2 protein-coding genes are annotated in these 11,857 nt (G+C 51.6%); both read right to left on the bottom strand.

Features of this window, described 5'->3' with window-relative positions:
• Positions 1-9 precede the first annotated feature (9 nt).
• The gene (locus MHB80_RS14050; RefSeq protein WP_341282701.1) at positions 10-7,833 is read right to left on the bottom strand and encodes an SDR family NAD(P)-dependent oxidoreductase; all 7,824 of its coding nucleotides are present in this window, start codon (positions 7,831-7,833) and stop codon (positions 10-12) included.
• Between the two features lie 15 nt (positions 7,834-7,848).
• Positions 7,849-11,853 carry an SDR family NAD(P)-dependent oxidoreductase gene (locus MHB80_RS14045; RefSeq protein WP_341282700.1) on the bottom strand — a complete coding sequence of 1,335 codons (4,005 nt, stop codon included), beginning with the start codon at positions 11,851-11,853 and terminating at the stop codon, positions 7,849-7,851.
• Between the last annotated feature and the right edge of the window lie 4 nt (positions 11,854-11,857).

The following is an 11,857-nucleotide window of genomic DNA, read 5'->3' as shown; positions in this document are numbered from 1 at the left end:
CTGCGCCAATTACTTTTTCCTTGCTTCGCTGCTGTCTTGTCCGGTCTTCGTCAACTGGTCAATCGCCTGTTCAATGGAAAGCGTACCCTTGTCCAGTTCCTCCATTAACCGCTTCGTATCCTCCTCCAAGCTGGCGCCAGCACTTACCTGCTGCAATACTTGCGACATTTCGCGGTCGTACGCAAGATGTTCCAGAGCTTCTGTGCCTGCTGTATCCTGCTCCTCTTCATCCTCCCGCATGTACTGCTGCAGCTTGCTGACGGAGGTGTATTCGAACAAATCCAGCAATCTAACCTTGCCCGGATAATGCTTTTCCAAAGAAGCATGAACTCTGCCAAGTAAAATCGAGTCGCCGCCAAGCTCGAAGAAATTATCGTCCATATCGATTTCATTAAAGCCAAGTACCTCGCAGTAGATTTCCGCCAGCTTCGTTTCCAGATCGGTGTATTCCCCGTCTTTTCCCGTAAGCTTGATTTCTCCTTCGAAACGTCTTTGCGAAGCCAGCTGCCTTGCCTCCCAGCGCTTCTGGGACCCCGTTATAGCAGCGTCTATCGGCGCATCCAGCAGCTGCGGAACGAGACCAAGCTCCCACAGCAGATCCGAGCCGTAGTTGAGCTCCCCGATAAGAACGTTCGATACGCTCCGGTTCAAAGCTTCGTCCAGACCGCGCATGGCCACTGCAGTAGGCAGCGCCTTGAAGGCTCCGTCTGCATTGACGCCAAACTCTACGGCCATGCCTGTTTCCTTCCAAGCGACCCAGTTGATGGACAGCGCTTTTTGCTGGTTCAACGTTTTGTGTTTGGCAAATGCATCCAAAAACGTATTAGCTGCGCAGTAATCTCCCTGCCCTGGCACTGCAAAACGCGAGCTCATGGAGGAGAACATCAGGAAGAAATCTGGTCGATCCTGCTCGGTCAGCTTGTCGAGAATCCATGTCCCAAACACCTTCGGATGAACAACCTCGTTGAACACCTGCTCTTCCTTCAAATAAAGGAAGCCATCGCCGCCTACACCGGCGCCATGGACGATACCGTTAATGCGTCCATAACGTTCTCGCAGCCCGCCAACCAACTCTTCCATTTGTTGCAAATTGGCGATATCAAGACTGTAGCATTCGACATGAGCACCCATTGCTTCAATCTCGCGAACGGCTTTCATTCTCTGAATAGCCTTCCGGTCGGTTCTGCTGTTGCGGTCGATAATATCATCCCATGTCCCTTTATCTGGCAAAGGCGTACGGTTAATGAGCGCAATGTTGACTTGCTTTCTCGCTGCCAAATATCTGGCCGTCTCAATTCCCATGCCGCCTGTGCCGCCCGTAATGAGATATATCCCTTCTTCCCTAACTTCGATCGGCTGCTCGTTTGCTTCTTGTACACGGTATTCTTTGAAAATTTCGGCATACCGCTCATTGTCGCGGAAAGCGACCATATAATACGACGGTGCTGCCAATATTTCGCGCATGACCGTCTCCAAACTCGTCGCTTCATCAATATCAATAGCGCGACACAGCATGCTCGGCAGCTCTTGCCTTGCGGATTTTCCAAGTGCCAGGAGCGGTGCATTCCATGGATTGACACGGGATTCGCGGCCGCTTACAACATCTACATGATCCGATATAATAACCGTATCGGTTACAGCGCTTAACCCCACCTGGGCTACCGCTTTGGATAAGTAAAACAGGCTGTAGACGCCTCTATACTGCGTCTCATTAAAGCCGTTCCAGTCTACCGCCATGCCTTCCGGCACGATGCTGAACAGGTGGATCATTTTGCTCCAGGTTCTGCCCTTATTATCCCTCAGCAGCTTCACATAATCTTCCACCGTACCACTTATGTGATAGCTGCCATCATCCAGCTTGGCATACTGCTTTCGCAAATAAACTTGAACGGTCTCGGTTCCCTTCCGGTTCCACTCATCAGCGAGCGATTGTCCTAAGCCCTTCTCGTCCATAAAGATGAGAACTGGTCCAGCCTGTGTAGTCTGCTCGGCCATTAGCTGCTCCTGCCTTACCCACTGTCCCCCGTAATACAAGCCGCCAGCCGTTACTTCTGTCACAGCTTGCTCGTATTCGGGAATCTCAACCCAGCAGCGTTCACGTTCGAACGGATAGGTCGGGAGGCTGATCCGGTGCAGCTCTTCACCGAAGTAGAATGGCTCCCAATCGGTTTCTACACCTTGTACATAAAGCTCGCAAATGTGCGGCAGGCTGGTGTCATCAGAGCGTTCCCCATCTACATAATCGTCGACCAATTGTCCGAACTGCTTCGTCATGCTTATCCGCTGGCTTTCCGAAATTTCGCCCTCGGATTTTTTCGCTTTCGTTTCCGATACGATTTTGTGGTAGCCATAGTACAACCAAGGCTGTTTTAGGTTGTCGAACCCGTATTCGTCCACCTCACTAAGCTTCCGGTTGAAATCGTCCACATCGTTAACGATAAGAATCAGCCTGTGCGCGTAGTGGCCACGTCCAGTGTTGGCCGTATAACAAGCATTGCGGAAGGCAGCAGCTGAACCATCGCCAAAACGCTGCGATTTATATTGGCTGACCAGGCGCCGAAGCGCAGTTTCCGTCAGTGCGGAGAGTGTAAACAGCTGCGGACGGAGGCTAAGCCCCTCTTCGCCCTGCAGAAGCAGGGTTTCAGCTCCCAAATACTCTTCCATAACGACATGGCAGTTCGTTCCGCTCATGCCGAAGCCGCTCACACCGCATCTGCGCGGATGGCCTTCCGTCTCCCATAATTTACGGGTTGCATTGACGTATACTGGTGAGTTCATAAAGTCGATTTTTCGGTTCGGGCGGTTAAAATAAAGGTTTGGCGGCAGCTCCTTGTTTTTGAGCGTCAAAACCGCTTTAATCACGCCCGCGATGCCCGCAGCCTCCGATAAATGCGTCAAATTCGTTTTTGATGATCCGACCGCGCAAAATTGTTTCTTCTGGGTATAGCGTTTAAATGCGCGCCCAATACCCTGAATTTCAATCGGATCTCCCAATTGGGTGCCCGTTCCATGTGTTTCAATATACGTAACCGTCTCAGGATCAATAGCGGCATCTTCCCATGCCTGAATAATGACTTCCTCCTGAGCAGCCGGGTTTGGTGCGGTCAAGCCAGCGGAGCTTCCATCTTGATTCGATGCGCTTCCCTTGATGACAGCATAAATATTGTCCCGATCCTCGATCGCCTTCTGAAGCGGCTTTAGCAGAATCGCTCCTACCCCTTCGCCTGTTCCCGTGCCTTCGGAGAGCTCATCAAACGCCCTTGTTTTGCCGTCACCCGACTCCATGCCGATGCCTCTTGGCGAGCCTTTGCGGAATATAGGCATCATATTCAGCCGTACCCCGCCGGCAATCGCCATTTCGCAGTCGCCCATGCGTATCGATTTGCAGGCTAAATGCACGGAGGTCAAGGAGGAAGAACAGGCTGTATCGATAACGACGCTCGGGCCCTTCAAATCAAACAGATAGGATACCCTTCCTGTTGCTACCGAAGCGGTATTGCCGACTAGCGAAGCACCTTCCGACTGCGGCTCAACCTCGCTAATGAAGCGATGGAAATAGACCATATTGGAAGCGAAGCCGAGGTAAACCCCTGTTTTCGTGCCGTAGATCTTTTTGCCTCCGTAGCCCGCATCTTCAATGGCATGCCATGCCGTCTGCAAAAACAGACGATGGTTCGGGTCAGTCGTGCTCGCTTCCTTCGGTGACATTCGGAAAAAGCGATAGTCGAACTTGTCTATTTCGTCCAAATAACTGCCCTGCTCGTAGTCGACCGCATTGAGCGGCCAGCCCTTGAAGGCAACGTATTTTTCCATATCTTTTCTTCGTACATCCGGATAGCCGCTGCCGTTATCAACGCCAGCTTGCAGCGCTCCCCAGAATTCCTCGTTCGTGCTCGCCTTAGGGAACTGGAAAGACATGCCGATTACGGCAATATCGCTATCCGTTGACAAGGCTTCACGCGCAGCGATCGTCTGCTGAGGCATGCTGCTCTCAGCATCCTGTTCTACGATATATTCCGCCAGCTTGGAAATCGTCGTATGCTCAAACATATCCGCAACCGTTAATAAGCCTGTATAGCGCTTATCCAGTTCAGCGTGGATACGCATCAGCAATATCGAGTCGGCACCAAGCTCGAAAAAGTTGTCGTTAATGTCGATTTCGGCATAACCGAGCGCATTTTGGCAAACCGCGGCAATCGTCTTCTCGGTTTCGTTATAGGCTGCTCCATCACGGCCGGTCAGCTGCACCTCGCCGTTCTTTGCTGCCGCCTTCGGCTTCGCAGCCTTGTTGCTGGAGCCAGAGCTGCCAAGCTGCTGCTTATAATAATCCAGTCTGCGCTGCAGCGGCTCTGACAGTCTAACCGTCGCTTTCTCAAGCAATATAATGCCCAGCCGATCGTAGTTGAAGCTGCCGATTAACGCTCTGCTGCTTTGCTTGTTCAGCAAGGCAGTAAATCCTTCAATACCGCTCGATGTTGGCAGCGTCTGGAATATGGTACTTACCGCAACGCCGCTATTTTTCGCCATTCCGGTTTCCTTCCAGGTTGTCCAGTTAATCGTCAGCGACTTCTTGCCCTGCCTGCTTCGATAATGAGTAAATGAATCCATATAAGCGTTAGCCGCTACATAATCGCTTTGGGTTGATCCGTAATAAATGGTAGCCACGGATGAGAACATGACGAAGAAATCAAGTTGATCCTCCTCCGTCCATTTATTAAGCAGCCACGTTCCGTTCACTTTAGGCAGGAGCACCTCGCGTATGACGTTTTCCTGCTTGTCCTTCAGCAACTGGTCGATGGCGACGCCAGCGCCGTGAACGATACCGTCAATTTTTCCATACTCGCTGCGAACTTCCGAAAGCATCGCTCTAAGCTCCGACTCATCGGAAATATTTGCCTGACACAGCTTAATCTGTGCTCCAGCTGCTTCCAACTCGCGAATGGCGTTAATCTTGTGAATTGACGGCAGATCCGTCCCCGTCTGAGCAATCGCATCCCATTGCTCCCGATCAGGCATCGCCGACCGGTTTACGAGGACCAGATTGACAGAAGCTGCACGTGCGGCTAGCGACTTGGCAACCTCAAGGCCGATTCCTCCAGTTCCTCCCGTAATGAGATAAACGCCCTGCTCCTTAATCGCTACAGGCTCATCGGCCATGCGATCAAGCTCCATTTGAGCAAATTGCTCGATATAGCGGCTGCCTGCGCGGAAAGCAACAGCATAAGGCGATGAACCTGTGCCATACATAATCTCTTCCTTCAGCTGCCCCGCATCTGTTTCCTGATCCCTATCAATGCTTCGAACGTTGAACTGCGGATGCTCCTTGCTCACAACCTTGCCGAAGCCAATAGCGGTCGCGTGTTCCGGACGAATGTGCGTCTCCACACCGCTCACTTCTTGGGCACTGTCTGTTAGGAGAACAACGTCAAGCTGCTGCTTTCCGTTTGTATGCAGCCAAGCCTTATACAGATAGAAGAGGCTGTATAGTCCGCGTTTTTGACTCTCATCCAACTGCTCTACGCTGTCGATTGGCCCGCTGCTATCCAAATTGAGCATATGGACAATTTGCTGAAGTGTCCCCGCTCCAATGTCTTCGAAAAGCCTAATATAATCGCCTTGCGTGTTGCGGATGGTATAAGCGCCAGAATGATGCTGGATGTATTCCTCTCCTAGCGAAACCTGAATCGTATCCCTCTGTTCCCCTGCATACGCTGCCTCCAGGGCTTCAGCCATTTGCTTGCTGTCGCCTGCTCCACCAATGAGTAGGACAGCACCAGTCAAAGCTTCTCCGGATTTGGCAGAACGCTCCTCTTTCGTCCATACAGGCGCGAAGTAAAGACCATCCTCCTTCGTTTCCTCTGACGCTTCCAGCTCGGGAAAGTCCAGCCAGCAGCGCGCATTTTGCAGCGCATAGGTCGGCAGGCTGACGCGCAGTCTCCGTTCTCCCTCATAAAGCTCGGTCCAGTTGACATCGCCGCCGCTTGCATAAGTGGAGCAAAGCGAGTGAAGCGACTGCTCATCCAATTTTCCAGATGCAATCCAGCTCTCTAAATGCTGCGCTGCCTCACCGCCAAGATGGCGCTTCTCCTGTTCATCGATTTCACCTGGTTTCGGCGCTGCGTTGGCACGGGCTACACGGTGGAATCCATAGAAGGCCCATGGGGCCGTAAAAGACTCCAGATCAGCTTCCAAGCAAGCACGGATTTTCACATGCAAATCGTCCAAATCAGCAGCCATTAGCGCAAGGCGGTATGCGTAGGTACTGCGACCAGTATTGGCCGTGAAGCATATATTAGAAAGCGTTGAATTACCGCCGCTTTGCTGCAAATATTCATCGTACAGCTGCAGCAGTTCCCGCAGCGCTTTGCTGCTTCTCGCCGAGAGTGTAAACACCTCTGGCCCCGCAGACGAAGGTTCTGCATTCGCTTGCTCTGGCGCTTCCTCCAGCACAAGATGGCAGTTCGTGCCGCTCATGCCAAATCCGCTAACCCCGCCTCGTCTTGGATGCCCGTCCGTTTCCCAATCACGAAGCTTCGTATTGACATACAAAGGCGAATCCGTGAAGGAGATAGAGGAATGCGGCTTTTGAAAATAGATCGTTGGCGGCAGCTTCTTATATTTCAGCGACAACGCCATTTTGACAATACTCGCGATGCCTGCAGCCTCGCTTAAATGTCCGATATTCGTCTTGACGGAGCTGATTGCGCAAAACTGCTTTTTATTCGTATATTTTTTAAAGGCGCCTTCAATGCCTCTAATTTCAATCGGATCACCGAGAATCGTGCCTGTTCCGTGTGTTTCAATATAATCAAGCGTCTCCGGGTCGATGCCCGATTCTTCCCACGCCTGCTGGATGACCGAGGTTTGTGACGCCGGATTCGGCACGGTTATACCTGCTGTCTGGCCGTCATGATTGGCGGCATTGCCTTTAATGACGGCATAAATATGATCTCCGTCCTTAAGCGCCTTCTTGAGAGGCTTAAGCAGCAATGCGCCAGCACCTTCGCCAACTCCCGATCCGTCAGCCGTATCGTCAAACGCCCGGGTTCTCCAATCGCCCGACTCAATGCCGATGCGAATGTTTTCATCATCGACTGGAATAATATTCAGCTTAATCCCGCCGGCGATAGCTTGATCGCATTGCCCTGTCTTGATAGCTTGGCAGGCAAGCTCAATGGCTACTAATGCCGACGAGCAAGCCGTATCTACCACAAGTGCAGGCCCTTTCAAATTCAACAAATAGGAGATGCGGGTCGCCGCCATCGCCTGCATATTGCCCACCGTTGCAATCGGTATCAAGGTCGGATCAATATCCATAATCATTTTGCAATACAGATCCTTCGGGCTTTGCGTATAGCCGAGATAAACGCCGGTTTTGCTGCCTGTCAGTCTATCGCCACCGTAGCCGGCATCCTCAATTGCCTTCCACGCCTGCTCCAGAAAAATACGCTGATGCGGATCAGTTAAGCTTGCTTCCCTTGGCGACATGCGGAAAAACTCATAATCAAAGCCGTCAATATCCTCTAAATAACCATATTCTGGATAAATGATTTTATCCTGATCAAGCTGCTTGAACTTGATATAGTCGTCGGTGTCATTTTTACGGTTTTGCGGAATTTGCTTGACCGTATCTATCCCATTTTCAATATTGTTCCAGTATTCATGGATATCCTGGGCTCCCGGCAGCCTGGCAGACATCCCGATTATGGCGATGTCATCCTGCACCTTTGCTCCGCCCTGCTTCAGCATGGCAATCATCTCAACAGCCGTTTCCTTGTCGATGTTGCCGCTTGTCGTCTGATTCACGATAAATGTAAAAATATTGTTCTGCACGATTCTCCTCTTTTCCTACAGATCTTCAATAACGTGAATGGCTTCTTCCAGACTCATATTGCCTTCCGCAAGCTTCTCGAATATGTCCCTTGCTTCCTGACGAACGTCACTGGCAGCTGCAGCCACTGGCTGCTCTTGCTCTTCTTTGTTAATATGCTGCGCCAGCCGCTGAACGGAAGGGAACTCGAACATGTCGGTGATCGTCACCTTGCCCGGATACTCCGTCTCAATCAATTTATGGATTCTCATCAGCAGCAGCGAGTCCCCGCCGAGCTCGAACAAAGTATCATGGATGTCGATTTCCGGATAGCCAAGAATGGTGCTGAATATATTGGCTACCTCCTGCTCGACCGCATTATAGCCGTCTCCCTGCTTGCCCCGAAGCTCGGCTTTCGAAGGCTTGGAGCTGTTGCTCACGGGGCTGTTGCCTTTCGGTAAAATAATCAGCCTGCCTTGGTCGAGCATAGCGGCATCATAATTTCCATTGGAGATGATCTTATGCCCTTCCTGTTCGAAATTTCCGTTTAACAAGCGGCTGACCCGATCATTCAGCTCTTCCGTTAAATCAAATGGAAATGCCATCAGCAAGGACAAATATTCTGGACTTTCGTTCATTTCTCCGATGAGCACCCTCGTCATATTCCGCTGCAGCGCCATATCCATGCTTTCAATGGCTTGCACGGTAGGTAGCGCCTTATAGAAGGAATCGACGTTAATGCCGAAGCGGACGGACATGCCCGCCTCCTTCCAGGAAACCCAGTTTAACGCCAGCGCATGGCGCTCCTCTTTTCTCCTGTAGGCAGCAAAAGCATCCAAATATGCGTTTCCTGAAACGTAGTCCCCCTGCCCAGCTTCTCCAACCATCGAAACGCCCGATGAGTGCATAATGAAGAAGTCGAGCTGATCTTGCCGGGTAAGCCTATCCAATATCCAGGTTCCCGCCACTTTCGGCTGCAGCACGTTTTTGAAGATGTTCAAATCCTTCTTGAACAAATAGCCCGCACCAGCTATACCAGCACCGTGAATAATGCCGTTAATTCGTCCAAACTCTTCCCTTAGCCCGCCGATGAGAGCCGCCATCGCTGCATAGTCCGCTATATCTACGCTATGGAGCGTAATACGGCCGCCCAGCGCTTCAATTTCCTGGAGCTTCTGTATTTTACGAATCGTATCCGCGTCCTCGCCGCCTGCAATAACGGCTTCCCACTCCTCCCTCGGAGGAAGCTGGGAACGGTTCACAAGGGCAACATTCACATTTGTCTTGGAGGCCAAATACTTGGCGTTTTCAAGCCCAATGCCTCCGGTGCCGCCCGTTATGAGGTAAACCCCGGTATCGCGAATTTCCGCCCTAACTTCCTCCAGCTTGAGCGGATCTATCGGGCCGTACTCCTCCGTATACCGACAGCCTTCGCGGTAAGACACGTGATATTGCTTCGTAAAATGCTCCAATTCCGGCCAGATGGCCTCCACTTGTGTGAAGTCGTCAATATCAACCGCTTTGCATGCGATTTGCGCAAACTCCTGTGGAATAACTTTCCCTAAGCCAACGAGCGTTGCCCATTCAGGACTTAATTCAGCTTCCTGCCCCGTTGCCGCATGCAGCAGCTTCGTAAACAACAGCATATGCCGTTTTGATCTTGGGTCGTGCCTCATGAGCGATCTTGTTAAATAGAGCAGGCTGTATATCCCGTACTGCTGGCTTTGCTCCAGCTGCTCCAGCGTTTCGGCAGCAAGCCTTTCGGATAGTCCGCACATATGCAAAATATGGGTAACGGGACGCCCCAGCAGGTCAGCCATCAGCTTGTCGTAATCGCCTTCACTGCTCGTAAGCGTATAGTGGTTAGCTTCAATCCTCTCAAAGCTACTCCCAAGGGAAGCTACGATGACATTTCGCCCTTGCTCCCGCAGCTTGTCAATCGTCGCCTGCACAAACGGTGGACGGAATTCGTCCTCGATAATGAGCACATCGGCCATTTGTGCGCGCTCCGCATCCTCTGACAGCTGCTCGGCTCTCCAGTTAAACCCGTAAAATAGACCACGCTCTTCTTCTTCTGGGGACTGTACTTGCTGCTGCAGCGGGGCATCGATCCAGCATCTGCTCCGCTCGAAAGGGTACGCAGGAAGCGTTGCCTTTGAGGGCTTCACTTCTCCAGCCAGCAAATCCCAATCCACATCGGCGCCTTTGACATACAGCCCTGCTACTTGCTCGATTAGGCTGCTCGGCGCATCCGGCTCAGCCCAGTAAGCAGCTATTATAGCCGCCGCCTCTGCGCTTAGCCGTTCCTGATCCTTCACCTTCAAGTCGTTTGCTTCAAGCGCCTCCTTAGAGGAATCAATGAGCCGGTGAGCCCCGTAATATATCGCTCCTTCACTTTCATCAAGACGAGCACTGAAGAGCTTGTCCCGCAAATCCGCTATACTTGACGGAAGCAGCGCTAACCTATGCGAGTAATGGCCTCTGCCAGAATTTGCGGTATAGCAAACCTCATCTAAATTCAGCTGGTCGTTATGCGCCAAATAGTCCGAATAGAGGCTAATTAATTCAAGCAGTACTTGTTCCGACTTGGCAGATAATGTGAACAAACGTGGTGCCACAGACTTTTGCTCCGAGACTGCTTGTGCAGGAGCCTCCTCCAGTACAACGTGGCAGTTCGTTCCACTGATGCCGAAGGCGCTTACCCCGCATCTTCGCGGTCCTCCATCCGTTTCCCAAGCACGCAGCTTTGCGCTTACGTACACCGGCGAGTCTTCAAACGGTATAGACCGATTCGGATGGTTAAAATGGATCGAAGGCGGCAGCTGCTTTGTCCGCAAAGCCATCACGGCTTTTATGACGCTTACGATGCCAGCAGCCTCGCTTAAATGACCAATATTCGTTTTCACAGAGCTGACCGCGCAAAATTGTTTTTTGCCCGTATGCCTGCGGAAAGCCGAATGAATGCCTTGAATTTCAATCGGATCTCCCAAATTGGTGCCGGTACCGTGAGTCTCAATATAAGCAATCGTTTCCGGGTCGATGCCGGCGTTTTCCCACGCCTGCAAAATAACATCTGTCTGTGCTTGCGGGTTTGGCGCGGTAAGTCCTGCGGACCTTCCATCCTGATTGGTGGCGCTCCCTTTAATGACCGCATAGATGACATCCTTATCTCTCAAGGCGTCCTTTAGCGGCTTCAGCACGATTGCGCCAATGCCTTCCCCTACCCCAGAACCGTTCGAATGGTTATCGAACGTCCGCGACACCCCGTCGGTCGATTCGATGCCGGTCTGCATATAGTCCTTGCTGAGCGGCACCGTATTAATGTTGATGCCGCCAGCAATTGCCATTTCGCAAGTGCGGCTGCGCAGCGCCTGGCAGGCCGAATCTATCGCAACAAGCGAGGAGGAGCAAGCCGTATCAATGACCATGCTTGTCCCCTTCAAATCGAGCAAATAAGAAATTCTGCCAGAGATGACGGCGTTCAAGTTTCCGACCAAACCAATCGAAAGCGCAGTAGGATCAATGTCCTCAATCATCTTGGCGTACATGTCCCTATAATTGCTGGCATAGCCGACGAACACGCCTGTCTTTGAGCCCTCCAGCCTGCTTCCTCCGTAGCCCGCATCCTCAACGGCCTGCCAGCTTGTCTCCAGAAACATTCTCTGGCACGGGTCCATCAAGCTTGCTTCACGAGGGGACAACTTAAAAAACTTATAATCAAATTTATCGATTTCCGGCAAATAAGCGCTTTTGTTATAACGGATTTCCTCCTCGGGCACCCCCTTGAATCGAAGGTAGCGGCTAATATCGCTGCTGCGCGTTTCTGGAAAGCCGGTAATGCAATCAACGCCGCTTTCGACAACTTCCCAAAATTCCTCTATCGTGCTCGCAGACGGGAGTTTGGCAGCCATGCCGATAATCGCAATATCGCCGGCATCCGTTACCGCTTCTGTTTCGAGCAGCTTAATCAAGTCAATGGCTACCTGCCTGTCGATCTTTTTGTCCTGAACACCCTGCACCAAATATTTGTACGCCTTGTCCATATTC

Source organism: Paenibacillus sp. FSL H8-0537 (genome assembly GCF_038051995.1).
GTDB lineage: Bacteria > Bacillota > Bacilli > Paenibacillales > Paenibacillaceae > Pristimantibacillus.
Note: the sequence above shows the minus strand (reverse complement) of the source record. Positions and strands in the feature narration are given on the sequence as shown.

What these genes read in the sequence shown, in the direction of transcription:
- MHB80_RS14045 (WP_341282700.1), bottom strand. Translation starts at nt 11,853, where the DNA reads ATGGACAAGGCGTACAAATATTTGGTGCAGGGTGTTCAGGACAAAAAG.